Origin of the sequence: Marinobacterium sp. YM272, assembly GCF_050908845.1 — a bacterium.
GTDB lineage: Bacteria > Pseudomonadota > Gammaproteobacteria > Pseudomonadales > Balneatricaceae > Marinobacterium_D.
This window is the reverse complement of sequence record NZ_CP194171.1, coordinates 3,220,763-3,237,162: the sequence shown is the minus strand read 5'-3', so window position 1 is coordinate 3,237,162 and position 16,400 is coordinate 3,220,763. Positions and strand designations below refer to the sequence as shown.

17 protein-coding genes are annotated in these 16,400 nt (G+C 60.0%); 16 read left to right on the top strand and 1 reads right to left on the bottom strand.

Annotation, left to right across the window (positions count from 1 at the left end):
* Window positions 1-10: 10 nt before the first annotated feature.
* The 10 genes from ACQUQP_RS14450 to ACQUQP_RS14405 all read left to right on the top strand — a co-directional run bounded on the left by ACQUQP_RS14450 (window position 11) and on the right by ACQUQP_RS14405 (window position 9,127).
* Window positions 11-1,018 carry an amidohydrolase family protein gene (locus tag ACQUQP_RS14450; RefSeq protein ID WP_432695735.1) on the top strand — a complete coding sequence of 336 codons (1,008 nt, stop codon included), beginning with the start codon at window positions 11-13 and terminating at the stop codon, window positions 1,016-1,018.
* 26 nt (window positions 1,019-1,044) lie between these two features.
* Window positions 1,045-1,722, top strand: coding sequence for a 4-carboxy-4-hydroxy-2-oxoadipate aldolase/oxaloacetate decarboxylase (locus tag ACQUQP_RS14445; protein WP_432695734.1), 678 nt, complete (start codon window positions 1,045-1,047; stop codon window positions 1,720-1,722).
* Complete coding sequence (locus tag ACQUQP_RS14440; protein ID WP_432695733.1) at window positions 1,715-2,779, top strand: 4-oxalomesaconate tautomerase; 1,065 nt, start codon at window positions 1,715-1,717, stop codon at window positions 2,777-2,779. The genes ACQUQP_RS14445 and ACQUQP_RS14440 overlap by 8 nt, the downstream gene beginning before the upstream one ends.
* A gap of 16 nt (window positions 2,780-2,795) precedes the next feature.
* Entirely contained in the window at window positions 2,796-3,668 is an 873-nt protein-coding gene (locus tag ACQUQP_RS14435; protein WP_432695732.1) for an amidohydrolase family protein, read from the top strand.
* A gap of 108 nt (window positions 3,669-3,776) precedes the next feature.
* Window positions 3,777-4,142: a protocatechuate 3,4-dioxygenase gene (locus ACQUQP_RS14430; protein WP_432695731.1), complete on the top strand. Its 366-nt coding sequence runs from the start codon at window positions 3,777-3,779 to the stop codon at window positions 4,140-4,142.
* Window positions 4,135-4,977 carry a class III extradiol dioxygenase family protein gene (locus tag ACQUQP_RS14425; protein WP_432695730.1) on the top strand — a complete coding sequence of 281 codons (843 nt, stop codon included), beginning with the start codon at window positions 4,135-4,137 and terminating at the stop codon, window positions 4,975-4,977. The genes ACQUQP_RS14430 and ACQUQP_RS14425 overlap by 8 nt, the downstream gene beginning before the upstream one ends.
* 247 nt (window positions 4,978-5,224) lie before the next feature.
* On the top strand, window positions 5,225-6,547 hold the full coding sequence (locus ACQUQP_RS14420; protein WP_432698709.1) for a Na+/H+ antiporter family protein: 1,323 nt from the start codon (window positions 5,225-5,227) through the stop codon (window positions 6,545-6,547).
* 131 nt (window positions 6,548-6,678) lie between these two features.
* On the top strand, window positions 6,679-7,605 hold the full coding sequence (locus tag ACQUQP_RS14415; RefSeq protein WP_432695729.1) for a Dyp-type peroxidase: 927 nt from the start codon (window positions 6,679-6,681) through the stop codon (window positions 7,603-7,605).
* Between the two features lie 47 nt (window positions 7,606-7,652).
* On the top strand, window positions 7,653-7,958 hold the full coding sequence (locus ACQUQP_RS14410) for an MGMT family protein (RefSeq protein WP_432695728.1): 306 nt from the start codon (window positions 7,653-7,655) through the stop codon (window positions 7,956-7,958).
* Between the two features lie 26 nt (window positions 7,959-7,984).
* Entirely contained in the window at window positions 7,985-9,127 is a 1,143-nt protein-coding gene (locus ACQUQP_RS14405) for a tRNA-queuosine alpha-mannosyltransferase domain-containing protein (RefSeq protein ID WP_432695727.1), read from the top strand.
* On the opposite strand, the gene ACQUQP_RS14400 is transcribed toward ACQUQP_RS14405, so the two are convergent.
* Window positions 9,128-9,721, bottom strand: a complete 594-nt coding sequence (locus ACQUQP_RS14400) for an NADPH-dependent FMN reductase (RefSeq protein WP_432695726.1) — start codon at window positions 9,719-9,721, stop codon at window positions 9,128-9,130.
* Window positions 9,722-9,956: 235 nt separating this feature from the next.
* On the opposite strand from ACQUQP_RS14400, the gene selD reads away from it, so the two are divergent.
* The 6 genes from selD to ACQUQP_RS14370 are packed head-to-tail and all read left to right on the top strand — an operon-like array spanning window position 9,957 to window position 16,129.
* The gene (gene selD / locus ACQUQP_RS14395) at window positions 9,957-11,012 is read left to right on the top strand and encodes a selenide, water dikinase SelD (RefSeq protein ID WP_432695725.1); all 1,056 of its coding nucleotides are present in this window, start codon (window positions 9,957-9,959) and stop codon (window positions 11,010-11,012) included.
* Window positions 11,009-12,118 (top strand): tRNA 2-selenouridine(34) synthase MnmH, encoded by a 1,110-nt coding sequence (gene mnmH / locus ACQUQP_RS14390; protein ID WP_432695724.1) that lies wholly within the window; start codon window positions 11,009-11,011, stop codon window positions 12,116-12,118. The genes selD and mnmH overlap by 4 nt, the downstream gene beginning before the upstream one ends.
* 25 nt (window positions 12,119-12,143) lie before the next feature.
* A complete protein-coding gene (locus tag ACQUQP_RS14385; RefSeq protein WP_432695723.1) occupies window positions 12,144-12,998 on the top strand; it encodes a putative selenate ABC transporter substrate-binding protein in 855 nt (284 codons plus the stop codon).
* A gap of 2 nt (window positions 12,999-13,000) precedes the next feature.
* Complete coding sequence (locus tag ACQUQP_RS14380) at window positions 13,001-13,744, top strand: ATP-binding cassette domain-containing protein (RefSeq protein ID WP_432695722.1); 744 nt, start codon at window positions 13,001-13,003, stop codon at window positions 13,742-13,744.
* Window positions 13,741-15,288, top strand: coding sequence for a PhnE/PtxC family ABC transporter permease (locus ACQUQP_RS14375; protein ID WP_432695721.1), 1,548 nt, complete (start codon window positions 13,741-13,743; stop codon window positions 15,286-15,288). The genes ACQUQP_RS14380 and ACQUQP_RS14375 overlap by 4 nt, the downstream gene beginning before the upstream one ends.
* The gene (locus tag ACQUQP_RS14370) at window positions 15,281-16,129 is read left to right on the top strand and encodes a mechanosensitive ion channel family protein (RefSeq protein ID WP_432695720.1); all 849 of its coding nucleotides are present in this window, start codon (window positions 15,281-15,283) and stop codon (window positions 16,127-16,129) included. The genes ACQUQP_RS14375 and ACQUQP_RS14370 overlap by 8 nt, the downstream gene beginning before the upstream one ends.
* Window positions 16,130-16,400: the final 271 nt, after the last annotated feature.

Sequence of the window (16,400 nt, the reverse complement as noted above, 5' to 3'; positions counted from 1 at the left end):
GAGTTTTGACATGATAATCGACTGCCATGGCCACTACACAACAACACCGCCACAGGTGGGGGAGTATCGCGAGAAACAGAAGGAAGCGGTTGCCAAAGATCCCGCTTTCGTCGGCGAGAAGGGAAGCATCATCATCAGCGATGATGAGATCCGCGAATCGATCGTGAACAACCAGCTCAAGCTGCAGCAGGAGCGCGGTACCGATCTGACCATCTTCTCTCCCCGTGCCAGCTGGATGGGTCACCATATCGGCAACGAGCACACCAGCCAGTTCTGGACCGAGCACCAGAACGACCTGATCCGCCGTGTCTGCGACCTGTTCCCGAACAACTTCGTACCTGTGGCTCAGCTGCCGCAGTCCCCGGGTGTTGATCCGGCCAAATCTGTTCCGGAGATCATCCGTACCGTCGAGCAGATGGGCTTCATCGGGATCAACCTGAACCCGGACCCGAGCGGCGGTCACTGGAACGGCTCTTCCCTGGCTGACCGTTCTTTCTACCCGATTTACGAAAAAATGGTCGAGTACGATATCCCGGCCATGGTTCACGTCAGTGCTGCGTGCAATGACTGCTTCCACACCACTGGTTCCCACTACCTGGGCGCTGATACCACCGGCTTCCAGCAGCTGATGATGTCTGACGTGTTCAAGGACTTCCCGGAACTGAAGATCATCATCCCGCACGGCGGTGGTGCTGTTCCTTACCACTGGGGCCGCTTCCGTGGTCTGGCACTGGACAAGGGCTTCGACCTGGAAGAGAAAGTGCTGAACAACATCTACTTCGACACCTGCGTTTACCACCAGCGCGGTATCGATCTGCTGCTCGATATCATCCCGACCAAGAACATCCTGTTCGCCTCCGAAATGATCGGCGCCGTGCGCGGTATCGATCCGGAAACCGGTCACTACTTCGACGACACCAAGCGTTACATCGACGGCAACACTGTGCTGAGCGCTGAGCAGAAAGCTGACATCTTCGAGCACAACAGCCGTCGTGTCTTCAGCCGCCTGAAAGTCTGATCCCGGTATCGAGAAGAGGAATTCCCATGAAAGAGACAGTAGTAGTTCAGAAGATCGAACGTGCGGACCAGGCAGTCATCGACGGCCTGGCCGAGTGTGGCGTTGCCACCATCCATGAAGCCCAGGGCCGTGTCGGCCTGCTGGCGCACTACATGCGCCCGATCCAGCAGGACGTGGCGGTAGCCGGTTCTGCCATCACCATCTCCGGCGCTGCCGGTGACAACTGGATGATGCACGTAGCGATCGAGCAGTGCCAGAAGGGCGACATGCTGGTATTCGCACCGACCTCTCCGTCCGTGCACGGCTTCTTCGGTGACCTGCTGGCGACCTCCGCCCAGGCGCGCGGCGTTGTCGGCCTGGTAATCGATGGCGGCGTTCGTGACACCAAGGACCTGCGCCAGATGAACTTCCCGGTATGGTCCAAGGCGGTATTCGCTGAAGGCACCATCAAGGAGACCGTCGGTTCCGTCAACGTACCGCTGGTCTGCGCCGACGAGCTGGTCAACGCTGGTGACGTGATCGTCGCTGATGACGACGGCGTGGTTGTCGTACGTCGCGAACACGCCGCTGAAGTGCTGGAAAAAGCACGCAAGCGCATGGAACTGGAAGAAGCCAAGCGCGTACGCCTGGCCAACGGCGAACTGGGCCTGGATATCTACGACATGCGCCCGCGCCTGAAAGAGAAGGGCCTGAAGTATGTCTGATGGCGTCCGCTGCATGTGGATGCGTGGCGGTACCTCCAAAGGGGGGTACTTCCTGGCATCCGATATGCCGACCGATACGGCCGAGCGCGACGCCTTTCTGCTGCGGGTTATGGGTTCGCCCGACCCGCGTCAGATCGACGGTATGGGCGGTACCGATCCGCTGACCTCCAAGGTTGCCGTGGTCAAGCCGTCCGAACGTGACGACGCCGACGTGAGCTACCTGTTCCTGCAGGTGTTCGTCGATCAGCCGATCGTTACCGATGCGCAGAACTGCGGCAACATCCTGGCCGGTGTCGGCCCCTTCGCCATCGAGCGTGGGCTGGTAGAGGCGCAGGATGGTGAGACCGAAGTCCGCATTTTCATGGAAAACACCGGCCAGATCGCCACCGCGCGTGTCAGTACGCCCGGCGGCAAGGTCAACTATGAAGGTGAAGCGAGCATCGACGGTGTGCCGGGCACATCCGCGCCGGTGCCGATCACCTTTGAAGATACCGCCGGCTCAAGCTGCGGTGCGCTGCTGCCCACCGGCAATGCGGTCGATCTGATCGACGGCGTCGAAGTGACAATGATCGACAACGGCATGCCGGTTGTCGTGATGCGCGCCGAAGATATGGGTATCACTGGCACCGAAAGCCGCGAAGCGCTGGAAGCGAACGAAGAGCTGCGTGCCAAGCTCGAGTCGATCCGTCTGCAGGCGGGGCCGCTGATGAACCTGGGTGACGTCAAAGAGAAGTCGGTGCCGAAGATGACCATGGTCAGCAAGGCAACGGATGGCGGCGCCCTGTCGACCCGCACCTTTATTCCGCATCGCTGCCACGCCTCTATCGGTGTGCTCGGCGCGGTGAGCGTGGCAACGGCCGCCGTGCTGGAAGGTGCGCCGGCAGCTGATATCGCCGTGATTCCGGAAGGCAAGCGCAAGACCTTGTCCGTGGAACACCCGATCGGCGAAATGACCGTGATACTGGATATGGATGACGCAGGGGAGGTCGCTCAAGCGGCTATCCTTAGAACAGCCCGTAAGCTGTTCGACGGCGAAGTCTTCACACACAAGAATTGATAGCAGGTGCTGCAAGATGATGGATCCTGATTACCTTCCGTTCCACGCCAACCCGAGCAAGCCTGAGTTCAAGGCACCGGCTGGCGCTGTTGATGCTCACTGCCACGTCTTCGGTCCGGCGGACAAGTTCCCGTACCACCCGAAGCGTAAGTACACTCCCTGTGACGCATCCAAAGAGCAGCTGTTCGGCCTGCGCGACTACCTGGGCTTCTCCCGCAACGTCATCGTGCAGGCCTCCTGCCACGGCACCGACAACGCGGCCCTGATCGACGCCCTGGAAACCGCCGGTGAGCTGGCACGCGGTGTTGCCGTGGTGGATCCGGCGATCACCGTTGAAGAGCTGGAAGCGATGGACAAGGCCGGCGTACGCGCCGTGCGCTTCAACTTCGTCAAGCGCCTGGTCGATACCACCCCGAAAGAGGTGTTCCTGTCGGTCGCCGAGAAGATCAAGCCGCTGGGCTGGCACATCGTTGTCTACTTCGAAGCGCCGGATCTGGAAGAACTGATCCCGTTCCTGAACGAGCTCGATACCACTATCGTGGTTGACCATATGGGCCGTCCGGACGTGACCAAGGGTGTTGATCACCCGGACTTCCAGCGTTTCATCGACTTCATGAAGAACAACGACAAAGTTTGGGTGAAAACCACCTGTCCGGAACGTCTGACCCAGACTCCGCCGGATTACAGCGACGTGGTGCCGTTCATGAAGACCCTGGTCGAGGCGTTCCCGGATCGCTGCCTCTGGGGCACCGACTGGCCGCACCCGAACATGAAGTCCCACACTCCGGATGATGGCAAACTGGTGGATGTGATTCCGCAGATTGCCGTTACTGAAGAGCTGCAGCAGAAACTGCTGATCGATAACCCGATGAAGCTCTACTGGTCTTAAGGCCATCGCGCATCCGGGCGTTACCGCGTCGTCAACCTGGGCACCGCAAGTGCTTCGGGTTGTCGGCGCGTTTTGCCGATGCACCCGCGACGACACGAGGGTTCTACAATGACTAATTACAAGATGAAAGAAGTAGAGGGCACCATCCACTTCGATGGTGAGATGGCTACCAAGGGCTTCTACTTCAACAAGATGTGCTACTCGTTCAACAACGAGGAAGGCCGTGAGGCGTTTCGGAACGACCCGGAAGCCTACATGACCAAATACAAGCTCACCGAAGAGCAGAAGCAGGCGGTCCGTGATAAAGATATCAACCGTATGCTGGAACTCGGTGGCAGCATTTACTACATGGCCAAGTTCGCAGGTATCTTCGGCTGGAACATGCAGGTGATCGGCGGCATGCAGTCCGGCCGCACCACTGAAGAGTTTCAGGCTTATCTCGACAGCCAGGGGAAGGGGAAGAACAATGGCTAAGATCATCGGTGGTATTACCACTTCACATATCCCGGCCATCGGCGTCGCCATGGACAAGGGCCTGGAAAACGAGCCTTACTACCGCGACCTGTTCGCGATCTACCCGCCGATCCGCGAGTGGCTGACCGAAGAAAAGCCGGACATCGCCGTGCTGTTCTACAACGACCACGGCCTGGAGATGTTCCTGGACAAGAAACCGACCTACGCGATCGGTTGTGCGCCGGAATACGAAAACGCCGACGAAGGCTGGGGCATCAAGCCGATTCCGCCGGTAACCGGCGAAACCGAGCTGAGCTGGCACATCGTCAACCACCTGATCGAAAACGACTTCGATCCGACCGTCTGCCAGGATATCAAGGTCGATCACGGCGCCACCGTGCCGCTGACCCTGCTGTGGCCGAACTTCACCTACCAGGGCGTCAAGGTGATCCCGGTTTCCATCAACTGTGAGCGTCACCCGATGCCGAAACCGTCACGCAGCTATGCGTTCGGTAAAGCGATCGGCGAAGCGATCCGCAGCTGGGAGAACGACGCCAAGGTTGTCGTACTGGGTACTGGCGGCCTGTCACACCAGCTGGACGGCCCGCGTGCCGGTATCCTGAACGATGAGTTCGATAACTGGTGCATGGACAAGATGGTTTCCGATCCGGAAGCGATCTGCCAGTACAGCAACGTCGAACTGGTCGAGAAGGGCGGCGCGCAGATGGTCGAGATCGCCATGTGGCTGGCGATGCGCGGCTGCATCAAGGGTGAAGTGGAAGAGCGCCTGCGTAACTACGTATCGCCGATCTCCAACACCGCCGTCGGCGTTCAGCTGCTGATTCCCAAGGATTAATCGCCAGCGATTAAGAATTGTGTAAGGAGAGTAAAGCGGCGTCCTGAAAAGGGCGCCGCTTTTTTATGTGCGTGAGCCGCAGTTGTCTATAAAATACCCGCCTCAAATTTTCACGAGGTCCGGTATGAACTACGAGTTACCCTCCGGCGCTACGTCTAAAGCGGGCGTCTCCCGGAGTGTCGTTATCCTTTTTACGGCGATTGCCGCCTATCTTTGTTACGCCACGCTGTCGCCCGGTAGCCTGGGCCTGAACGCTGTTCTGGTCAGCGTGCTGGTGATGATCGTGCTCAGCCTGATGCGTGTGAACGTGGTGATCTCCCTGATTACCGCAGCAGTGTTGGCCGGCGTGATCAGTGGGCACAGTATTGAAGCAACCATCGGCTCATTTAACACCGGTATCGGGGGCGGCGCCCAGATCGCCCTGAGTTACGCCATGCTGGGTGCCTTCGCCGTGGCGATCTCCAAATCCGGTATTCCGCATATGCTGGCCGACAAAGTGGCCGGTGCCATCGGCAGGGGCGAGGATGCCCGCCATCTGGGGCTGGTGCGCTACGGGGTCACCGCGATTCTGCTGCTGGCGGCGATTTCGTCGCAGAATATCGTGCCGATCCATATCGCCTTTATTCCGCTGCTGGTGCCGCCGCTGCTGTTTGTTATGGCACGCCTGCAGATGGATCGCCGGCTGGTGGCCTGTGTGCTGACCTTTGGTCTGGTGACGCCCTATATGCTGCTGCCGGTGGGTTTCGGATCGATCTACCTGAACGAGATTCTGCTCAGCAGCATCCAGCAGAGCGGCATGGATACCAGTGGCATCAGCCCGCTGTCCGCCATGGCGATTCCTGCCTGCGGTATGCTGCTCGGGCTGCTGGTGGCGGTGTTTATCAGCTATCGCGGCAAACGCGATTACGATCTGAGCCGTATCGAGCGCACCGAGAGTACCGGCGCTCCCTATTCGCCGAAGACGCTGGTTGTTGCGTTGATCGCTCTGGCGGCGGCGTTCGTCGTACAGCTGCTGACCGATTCCATGGTGTTCGGCGGCATGGTGGGCTTTCTGATCTTCTCCCTGTCCGGCGTGCTGAAGTGGCAGGAGGGCGATGACGCCTTCGTCGAGGGGATGAAGATGATGGCGATGGTCGGCTTTATCATGATCGCTGCCAGCGGCTTTGCTCAGGTACTCCGCGACAGCGGTGATATCGATACCCTGGTTTCAGCGGCTGCCGGCCTGGTTGATGGCAGCCGAGCGCTGGCGGCGCTGGCCATGCTGATCGTCGGTCTGCTGATCACCATGGGTATCGGATCCTCGTTCTCCACGGTACCGATTATCGCCGTGATCTTCGTGCCGCTGGCGATTCAGCTGGGTTTCTCGCCGGTTGCCGTTGTTGCCCTGGTGGGAACCGCCGGGGCGCTTGGCGATGCCGGGTCTCCCGCCTCCGATTCCACGCTGGGGCCGACCTCGGGCCTAAACGTGGACGGCCAGCACAACCATATCTGGGATACCGTGGTACCGACCTTCCTGCACTATAACCTGCCGCTGCTGGTATTCGGCTGGATCGCTGCCGTGGTGCTCTGACCCGGCAGCAGGGCGGTGCGCCCGACGGGTTCGTCGTTCTTTTCTTGCTGTTATACTCTGCTGCAATCTTGATCGCAGTCCGGGTAACGCGAGACCGCTTGCCGGACGATATCGGTAAAAGGAAGAGCTAGATGAAACGGGATTATCAGTCGGGCGTTATCGCCGAATCCAGTCGGGATGCACAGTTTCTGTTCTTTAACGGCACTCATGAACCGGGTAGCGAAGCGCAGGTGCGCAAGGTGCTGGCTCAGCTGCCGCAGAGGGTCGAGGCACTGCGTGCCGAGATGCCGGAGGCCAATCTTCACCTGACCGCGGCCATCGGCTCCGCTTACTGGGACCGTATCAACCCCCAGGCGCGCCCGGCTCTGCTGCGTCCGTTCCCGGTGCTGGAGAACGGTATCCGCGTGGCGCCTTCCACGCCGGTGGATCTGCTGCTGATGGTCCGCGCCGACAGCCACGATGCCTGTTTCGAGTTTGCCGCCGATATCACCAGTGCGCTGGCAGGGGCCGCAACCCTGGCGCAGGAGATCCACGGCTTCCGCTACAAGGATGCCCGCGATATGACCGGCTTTGTCGACGGTACGGAAAACCCGCAAGGTGATGATCGTCTCGAGGTTGCGCTGGTCGGTGATGAAGACCCGGACTTTGAAGGTGGCAGCTACCTGCATGTGCAGGTCTACGAACATGATCTGGATGCCTGGAACCGGATGCCGGTGAAAGAGCAGGAAGACGCCTACGGCCGCACCAAGGCGGACAATATCGAGTATCCCGGTGACAAGAAGTCTCCCCACGCGCATACCAAGCGTACCTCGCTGAAAGACGCCGAAGGCAACTCCCTGGAGATCCTGCGTCACAGCATGCCCTACGGTGATTCCAAGTGTAAGGGACTGGTGTTTGTCAGCACCTGCCGCACGCCGGAGCACTTCGAGCTGATGCTCAACAGCATGGTGAATGGTGATGAAGAGGGGCATGCCGACCGTATTCTGGAGTTCACCCGGGCCGTTTCCGGTGCCGCGTTCTTTGCGCCCTCCAATGACTGGTTGCGCGGCCTGGCGTGAGTGTGCTGGTAAGGCTCGCTCAACAGCTGCACTGACCCGGTTGGCTGATGCAGCAGGATAATCTCAACGAGCGTATCTGGCAGGTGGTGGCGGCAATTCCGCAGGGAAGGGTCGCCACCTACGGCCAGGTCGCGGCACTGGCCGGGGCGCCGCGGCATGCGCGTTATGTCGGTACGGTGCTCAAGCACCTGCCAGCCGGTAGTACACTGCCCTGGTTTCGGGTGCTCAACGCCAAGGGCGAGCTCTCCTTCCCCAAAGACAGCAGCGCCTACCAGCGTCAGCGCGAGGCGCTGGAAGCTGAGGGCGTGGTGTTTATCGCGGGTCGCGTAAACCTTGCGACCTTCGGTGTTTAATCCTCTCGACGGCTCTGATTATCTGCATGCGTATTCTGCTTTTGTCCGCCTATGATGCCGCCAGCCACCGTGCCTGGCGCAAAGGCCTGGTGAACGCTTTCCCCGAACACGACTGGACCGAGCTGTCGCTGCCGGCGCGCTATTTCAGCTGGCGTATTCGCGGCAACAGCCTGAGCTGGGCGTTTTCTGAGCGCGAATTGCTAAGTCAGCCCTACGACCTTGTAGTGGCTACTTCCATGGTGGATCTGACCAGCCTGCGCGGCTTCGTGCCTTCGCTGGGGCAGATCCCGACGCTGGTGTATTTCCACGAGAACCAGTTTGCCTACCCCGAGTCAGGGCGGGAATTTCGCAGTGTTGAACCCCAGCTGCTGAATATCTACAACGCACTGTGCGCGGACCGGGTACTGTTCAACTCCCACTACAACCGCAATACCCTGCTTCAGGGCGCTAAAAAGCTGCTGGCAAAACTGCCGGACCAGGTGCCGCCTGGATTGATTGAGCAGATCGAAGCCCACTCCAGCGTGGTGCCGGTGCCTCTGCCGGATAGCGCTTTTGAGAGGACCGACAGCGCAAATGAAGTCTGGCCGCAGAGATCCGGCAGTCTGAAACAAGATGATCCGATCCGGATTGTCTGGGCCGCCCGATGGGAGTTCGACAAGGGGCCTGACCGTCTGCTGGCGATTCTGCGCGAGCTGGAAGCCAGAGGAACGGATTTTCGCCTCTGTATTCTCGGTGAGCGTTTTCGCAACAGTCCCAAGGAGTTTGATCTGATCGCCGGGGAGTTCAGCCACCGCCTCGATCAGTGTGGCTATGCGGAAAGCCGTGAGGCCTATCTGGGCTGGCTCAGAGGCGGCGATATCCTGCTCTCGACCGCCACTCATGAGTTTCAGGGGCTTTCCGTGCTAGAGGCTGTCGCCCAGGGCTGTATACCGGCGCTGCCGGCGCGGCAGGTTTACCCGGAGCTTTTTACAGAGGCTTACCTGTACAGGGACTGCGGAAAGGATATCCAGCGCGAAGCGGGCTCGGCGGCGGATCTGATCGAGCGACAGGCTGAGACATTAAAAGCTGGCGCTGTTGAGCCGGCGTCGGTGGCGGGGTTCAGCTGGAGTGCGCTCAAGCCCCGCTATGCGGAGCTGTTTTGCGCGCTGACCAGCGGGGCGACGGAGTGATCAGTGCGCCTCTCCCTGCTCACGCAGGATCTCTTCCAGGCTGACCTTGGCGCAGACCGTATCCTTGAGGAACTCGATCAGGTTGCGGGCCGAGCTGCGGATCAGGTTATCCATGTTCTCGTCGAGGCAGTTGCCATCCTCATCAAACACCTGTTGCACCTTGGCCACCGACACCACCATCGGCAGCGGCAGTGCGCCGACGTGGGAGCAGATACCGCGCAGTTGTTCGGTGGATTTGATCGCGCCGATCACGCCGGCGGCAACGCCAAGGATCGAGACCGGTTTGTCGGCCAGCACGCTGGGAAAGCCCAGGTTGTCGATGGCCAGCTTCATCGGGCTGCTGATACCGCCATGGTATTCCGGTGAGGCGAGAATCACGCCGGTGGCGCTTTTGACAGTTGCCTGAAACTCCTCGATCGCTTCCGGTTTGCGGGCCTCCATGCCGGAGAGTGGCAGATCGAGCTCTTCGAGATGGACCGCGCTAACCTCAACTTCCGGGTATTTTTTCAGTTCATCCAGTGCAACGGCCAGGGCTTTCGCGGTGTAGTTACCGGGGCGAACGCTGCCGCAGATAGTGACGATTTTGATAGCCAAGGTGTTCTCCTTCAGCGGGTGGAATTGAAGAATGTGAGGACAGTTTAGTCGCTTTATACAGCGCCAGGTTTTATGTGGATCTACACCGGGTGTTTACCAGCGCGCTTTTACACGGCTGTTAAAGTGATTCAAGGTGCGTTTGTCGGCGTTTAATCGGCCGAACCCATGGGTTTACACTGACAAATGCCGCGCTAGTTCGTATCATTCACCTCCCGATTTATCCCGGAGTCCGAGCATGTCCGACACCCCCGTCCGCCTGACCGAGTACAGCCACGGTGCTGGCTGCGGTTGCAAGATCTCTCCCAAGGTACTGGATCGTATTCTGGCGTCCCAGCTGTCGCTGCCGGATTCGCCCAACCTGCTGGTGGGCAACGCCAGCAAGGATGATGCGGCCGCTTACGACCTGGGTGATGGTCAGGTGGTGTTGAGCACGACCGACTTTTTTATGCCGATTGTCGATGATCCCTTCGACTTCGGACGCATCGCCGCCACTAATGCGATCAGCGATATCTACGCCATGGGCGGCAAACCGCTGATGGCGATCGCCATTCTCGGTTGGCCGATCGACAAGCTCGGTCCTGAAATCGCACAGCAGGTGGTGGACGGCGGCCGTCAGGCCTGCGCCGATGCCGGTATTCCACTGGCGGGCGGGCACAGCATCGATGCGCCGGAGCCGATTTTCGGCCTGGCCGTGACCGGCCTGACCACCCGCGAGCAGCTGAAACAGAACGATTCGGCCAAACCGGGTGACAAGCTCTATCTCACCAAGCCGCTGGGTATCGGTATCCTGACCACGGCGCAGAAGCAGAAAAAGCTGCGTGATGAGCACGCCTTCCTGGCGCGGGATATCATGTGCCAGATGAACCGCATCGGCGCCGAGGTTTCCCGGCTGGAGGGCGTTAACGCCATCACTGATGTCACCGGCTTTGGCCTGATGGGCCACCTGGTGGAAGTGTGCGAGGGCAGTGGTGTGGACGCCCGTATCGATGCCGGATCTGTCCCGGTGATTCCTGAAGCGCTGGATTACCTGGCCCAGGGCTGTATCCCGGGCGGTACGCTGCGCAACCTGGACAGCTACGGCCACAAGCTGGCTGATATGGCGGAGGCCGCACGCCACCTGCTTTGTGATCCGCAGACCAGCGGTGGCCTGCTGATCGCCGTGGATCCTGCAAAAGCGGAAACGCTTGAAGTACTGCTGGCGGAGCAGGGCGTCGCAAACCTCTGTATCGGTGAGCTGCTTGCGGCGGGCGGTGAGTACCGGGTTCATGTGGAAGGTGAGGTTGGCGCGTGAGTCATCGTCCGGACACCGGGGATTTCCTCGACATTTTTCTTAACGATATCCCGCTGATCGATACCCGCGCGCCGGTGGAGTTCGAGAAGGGCGCCCTCCCGACCAGCGTCAGCCTGCCGCTGATGACCAACGATGAGCGCGCCCAGGTGGGCACCTGCTACAAGCAGAAGGGCCAGCAGGCGGCGATCGAACTGGGCCACAGCCTGGTATGCGGTGAGGTCAAAGAGAAACGCGTTTCCGCCTGGGTCGATTTCGCCGAGCGCAATCCCCAGGGCTATCTCTACTGCTGGCGCGGCGGACTGCGCAGCCAGACCTGTCAGCAGTGGATGCACGAGGCCGGCTGTGATTACCCGCGTATCAGCGGCGGTTACAAGGCGATGCGCCAGTACCTGCTGCACGAGTTTGAACAGATCTGCGCACACCAGCCGCTGTTGCTGCTGGCGGGTAAAACCGGCTGCAACAAGACCGATATGATCAACGAGTTCTCCTACAGCGTCGATCTGGAAGGGCTGGCCCATCATCGAGGCTCCAGCTTTGGCCGTCTGCCGGGTGGCCAGCCGACACAGCTGAATTTCGAAAACGCCCTCGCGATCGATCTGCTCAAGGCCAAACACAGCCAGGCGGTGGCTGCAGGGGCGCCGATACTGCTGGAAGACGAAGGCCGTCTGGTTGGCCGTTGCGCGCTGCCACCGGAGCTGCAGCACGCCATGGAGCTGAGCCCGCTGGTGGTGCTGGAGGTGTCGCTGGAAGAGCGCGTCGAGCACAGTTTCCACAATTATATTCTCGACAAACTGGTCAAGTGGCAGCGTGCCCTGGGTGAAGAGGAAGGGTTTGAGGCCTTTGCCGATGACCTGGTCCAGTCGCTTTATCGTGTACGCAAACGTCTCGGCGGCGTGCGTTACCGGGAAGCCGCTGAACTGATGGAGCGCGCGCTGGAGCGTCACCGCAAGGGTGACCCGGAGATGCACTGGGACTGGATCCTGGGGCTTCTGGTGGACTATTACGATCCCATGTACGACTACCAACTGCGTAACCGAAAGGGCAGAATTGAATTTACCGGCAACCGTGAAGAGGTGCGTGAGTATCTTGCGGCAAAGGACGTCTGACTTTTACTACTGACAAGGAGCAATCATGTCATTTCTTCGCAAAATTACCGCTGCAATCGCACTGCTGCCGGCGCTGGCACAGGCCGATACTTTTGTCTTCACGGCGATTCCCGATGCCGATGAATCCCGTCTGCAGGAACGTTTCGGCAAGGTGGCCGACTACCTGAGCGAGCAGCTCGATGTGGATGTGAAGTACATTCCGGTGAAATCCTATGCTGCCGCGATCACCGCCTTCCGTAACGATCAGGTGCAGCTGGCCTGGTTTGGCGGTCTGTCCGGCGTGCAGGCACGTCGTCTGGTGCCGGATTCCGAAGCCCTGGCCCAGGGTTATGAAGACCAGTTCTTTAAATCCTACATCATCGCCAATACCTCCACCGGCCTGGAAGCGGGCGATGAGCTGAGCGCTGAGATCAAGGGCAAGACCTTCACCTTCGGCTCCAAGGGCTCCACCTCCGGCCGTCTGATGCCTGAGTTCTACCTGCGCGAGCACTTCAACGCGGCACCTGAAGAGGTGTTCTCCCGTGTCGGCTTCTCCGGCGACCACAGCCGTACCATCGCCCAGGTTCAGTCCGGCGCTTACGAGATCGGCGCAGTGAACTTCGCCGTCTGGGAGAAAGAGAAGGAAGAGGGCAAGGTCGACGAAGAGAAAGTGAAAGTGATCTGGACCACGCCGACCTACCCGGATTACCAGTGGACCATCCGTGGCGATGTGAACGAGCGCTTTGGCGACGGTTTCAAGTCTAAGGTACGCGAAGCGCTGCTGGGCATGGACGATCCGGACCTGCTTGCAAGCTTCCCGCGTGAAAGCTTTGTGCCGGCGTCCAACGACGACTATGCGCCGATCGAAGCAACCGCCAAGGCGATCGGTCTGCTGGACTGAAGATGAGCACGCTCCAAACCAAGAGCAAAACGGTGTTCCGGCTGGCGGGTGAATCGCTCTCGCTCGGCGGGAACCCTATTCTCCATAGCATCGATCTGCAGATCCATACCGGTGAAAAGGTGGCGCTGATCGGCCCATCCGGCGCCGGTAAAACCAGCCTGCTCAATCTGCTGTATGGCCAGTGTCCCGGACAGGTGGCGCTGCAGCCGCAGCAGGCCGGGCTGGTAGATCTGCTGTCGACCTATCAGAACATTTTTATGGGTGCGCTGGACCGGGTCGGCACTTTGCCGGCGCTGTGGAACCTGGTGCGCCCTTTGAACGAACACCGGGCCGAGATTGAAGCCATAGCCGAAACACTGGGCCTGGGCGACAAGCTCTGGCAGTCGGTGGATCGCCTTTCCGGCGGCCAGCGGCAGCGCGTTGCCATCGGTCGCGCCTTGTATCGCAAACAGCCGGTTTTCCTCGGTGATGAGCCGGTCTCCGCGATCGATCCGTTGCAGGCGCAGCTGCTGCTTGAACATCTGCTGGACAACCATGACACCGCCGTGGTCAGTTTGCATAACCGTCAGCTGGCACTGCAGTATTTTGACCGGCTGGTGATTATGGTGGCGGGCCGGATTGTCTGTGACGCACCGACATCGAGTCTGAGCGAAGAGAAGCTCGACGGTTTTTATCAGCAGGATCCGACGCCCGAGCTTTTCGCCGAACCGGCGCTGGGCGGTGAGTGGGCGATATCCGGTTCATGATCACTGGCTTGTTAAAGCCCCGGGGTAATTCCTCCGCACGGGCGCTGAACGGCGTCTGTGGGCTGCTGATTCTGCTTGCGCTGCTGGCACTGCCCTGGGCCGATATCGAAATCTACGCTGTTGATCCCTGGCAGGAACTGGGCCGTATCGGACAGGGCATCATGCTGCCGCATTGGGACGGCTGGCGCATCCTCCTGGATGCGGTGGGTCAGACTGTCGCCTTCGCGCTGCTGGCTGTGGTGCTTGCGGCGCCCTTGGGCCTGTTGCTGGCGATGATCTATCACTGGCGTGCGGTACGGATCTTTTGCGCCGCGATCCGCTCGGTACATGAGCTGTTCTGGGGCCTGATCTTCATGCAGATCTATGGGCTCAGCGCTACCACGGGCCTGCTGGCGATACTGGTGCCCTTTACCGGTGTGTTTGCCAAGGTGTTCGCCGAGATCTTCGAGCAGCAGGACAGCACCCCGGTGGCAACGCTGGGTTCAGGCGCGCGAGGTATCAAGCGCTACGCCTATACCCTGATCCCCCAGTCCTGGCCGGCGCTGACCAGCTATACCCGCTACCGCTTCGAGTGTGCGCTGCGCTCCAGTGCGATTCTCGGCTTTATCGGCCTGCCGACCCTGGGGTTTCATCTGGAAACCGCCTTCAAACAGGGTGACTACCCGGAGGCCGGCGCGCTGCTCTGGGTCTTTGTTCTGCTGATCGCGACGATCCGTTTCTGGATGCGTCCACGTCTTTTACCGCTCTATATCATCGCCGCCATCTGGCTGCTGCCGGAAACCATCGGCTTCAGTAACGGCGGTTATCTCTGGCAGTTCGTCAGTCATGACATCTGGCCTCGCGCCTTGCTGGAAGGGCAGTGGCGCGAAGCGCTCAGCTGGTACAGCGGGATGTTCACCGAGCAGGTCTGGCCCGGCATCGTACAGACTCTGCTGCTGACGCAGCTGGCTCTGGTGCTGACCGCCGTTGTCGTGCTGGCCACCTACCCCTTTGCCAGCCGGGCGCTGGCGGGGCCGGTGCTGCGCTGGCCCGGACGCTTCCTGCTGCTGGTGCAGCGCTCCACACCGGAGATGATCCTGGCGTTCGTGTTTCTGCTGCTGTTCGGCCCGTCCGGCCTGCCGGCGGTGCTGGCGCTGGCGCTGCACAACGGCGGCCTGATTGCGTTTCTGGTGGCTAACGCCAGTGATGCGGAGTTGGTCAGCCGCCTCGGTCGTCCCGATGATCCGAGGGGGTTCAAGCGTTACGCCTACCTGGAAACCCCGCGCCGTTTCCCGGCTATGCTGGCGTTTCTGTTCTACCGTTGGGAGGTGATCCTGAGGGAAAGCGCCATCATGGGGATTCTCGGTATCGCCACACTGGGCTTCTATATCGATTCCGCATTTGAAGAGATTCGCTACGACAGGGCGTTCCTGTTAATACTGTTTACCGCGCTGCTGAATATACTGGTAGACGCGGTATCCCGTCGGCTGCGCCGGGCCGCGGGCGCGGATACGCCGCAACCGGGCAGAACACCAACCGCCAAACTGGACAGACAAAATGGATGAGCAGGTCATGCAGGAACTGGGTCAGTTCCAGGAGATCTACAACCTGGTTGTAGAGTTTTTCGTCAACTACAGCTTCCAGATTCTGGGTGCGATCATCATCATGCTGGTCGGGCTCTGGATCGCGGGCAAAATCTCAAGGCTGGTGTTCGGTCTGACCCAGCGCCATCACCTGGATATCACCCTGAGTCGATTTATCGCCAGCTGCGTGAAGGTGATACTGGTGGCGATGGTAGCGATCGTCGCCCTCGGCAAACTGGGGATCAGCGTCACGCCGCTCGTCGCCATGATCGGTGCCGTCGGTCTGGGTGCCGGCCTCGCGGTTCAGGGACTGCTCTCCAACTACAGTGCCGGCCTGACCATCGTGCTGACACGGCCCTTCGTCGTGGGGGATACCATCAGTGTGCAGGGGATTACCGGTCAGGTGAAAGAGGTTCATCTGTCGCATACCATGCTGACCAACGAAGATGGCGTGGAGATATCGATCCCCAACAAACATATCATCGGCGAGATCATCCAGAACTCTCATCAGCACATGTTGGCCGAGCTGAGCATCGATATCGCCTACAGCGCCAAGCCGGAAAGGGCGATCGCGGCGCTTAACCGGGCGCTCAAGGAGTACACCGAAGAGCTATGCCAGGAACCGGGCCCGCAGGTCGGTATTGAGAAGTTTGCCGACAGCGGTATTACCCTGGGCGTACGCGTCTGGATCCCGACCGAGCACTACTATGATGTGCTTTACCGGGTGAACCTGTCGCTGTTCAACGCGCTCAAGGCTGAAGGGATTGAAATACCGTTCCCGCAGCGGGAAGTGCGGTTGCTCAACCCGCCGTCCGCTGCCTGAACAAGCCCGCCCCCCATCGAATGGGGCAGAACCGGTCGAGAGACTGTTCTGCCCCATTTTTGCTTCAGCGCCCAGGCCAACCACCTCAGCGTTCAGACTTCGCTCTATTGCAGCTGGTTGCAGATAAGGTCGATTCGTTTCTGCAGGTGAGCAGGTGAACTACCAGCCGTCGGTTTTCAAGATCGATGACGGCAGCGTCGATATGAAGGATAGAGCGGCTGAAAATGGCGCTCGTGGAGAGGTGATACCTGGGGGAGCAGGGGGGACGGCC

Excerpts from the sequence above, each read along its gene's own strand:
- ACQUQP_RS14450 (WP_432695735.1), top strand. The coding sequence starts at position 11 with ATGATAATCGACTGCCATGGCCACTACACAACAACACCGCCACAGGTG.
- ACQUQP_RS14445 (WP_432695734.1), top strand. The coding sequence starts at position 1,045 with ATGAAAGAGACAGTAGTAGTTCAGAAGATCGAACGTGCGGACCAGGCA.
- ACQUQP_RS14440 (WP_432695733.1), top strand. The coding sequence starts at position 1,715 with ATGTCTGATGGCGTCCGCTGCATGTGGATGCGTGGCGGTACCTCCAAA.
- ACQUQP_RS14435 (WP_432695732.1), top strand. The coding sequence starts at position 2,796 with ATGATGGATCCTGATTACCTTCCGTTCCACGCCAACCCGAGCAAGCCT.
- ACQUQP_RS14430 (WP_432695731.1), top strand. The coding sequence starts at position 3,777 with ATGACTAATTACAAGATGAAAGAAGTAGAGGGCACCATCCACTTCGAT.
- ACQUQP_RS14425 (WP_432695730.1), top strand. The coding sequence starts at position 4,135 with ATGGCTAAGATCATCGGTGGTATTACCACTTCACATATCCCGGCCATC.
- ACQUQP_RS14415 (WP_432695729.1), top strand. The coding sequence starts at position 6,679 with ATGAAACGGGATTATCAGTCGGGCGTTATCGCCGAATCCAGTCGGGAT.
- ACQUQP_RS14410 (WP_432695728.1), top strand. The coding sequence starts at position 7,653 with ATGCAGCAGGATAATCTCAACGAGCGTATCTGGCAGGTGGTGGCGGCA.
- ACQUQP_RS14405 (WP_432695727.1), top strand. The coding sequence starts at position 7,985 with ATGCGTATTCTGCTTTTGTCCGCCTATGATGCCGCCAGCCACCGTGCC.
- selD (WP_432695725.1), top strand. The coding sequence starts at position 9,957 with ATGTCCGACACCCCCGTCCGCCTGACCGAGTACAGCCACGGTGCTGGC.
- ACQUQP_RS14385 (WP_432695723.1), top strand. The coding sequence starts at position 12,144 with ATGTCATTTCTTCGCAAAATTACCGCTGCAATCGCACTGCTGCCGGCG.
- ACQUQP_RS14380 (WP_432695722.1), top strand. The coding sequence starts at position 13,001 with ATGAGCACGCTCCAAACCAAGAGCAAAACGGTGTTCCGGCTGGCGGGT.
- ACQUQP_RS14375 (WP_432695721.1), top strand. The coding sequence starts at position 13,741 with ATGATCACTGGCTTGTTAAAGCCCCGGGGTAATTCCTCCGCACGGGCG.
- ACQUQP_RS14370 (WP_432695720.1), top strand. The coding sequence starts at position 15,281 with ATGGATGAGCAGGTCATGCAGGAACTGGGTCAGTTCCAGGAGATCTAC.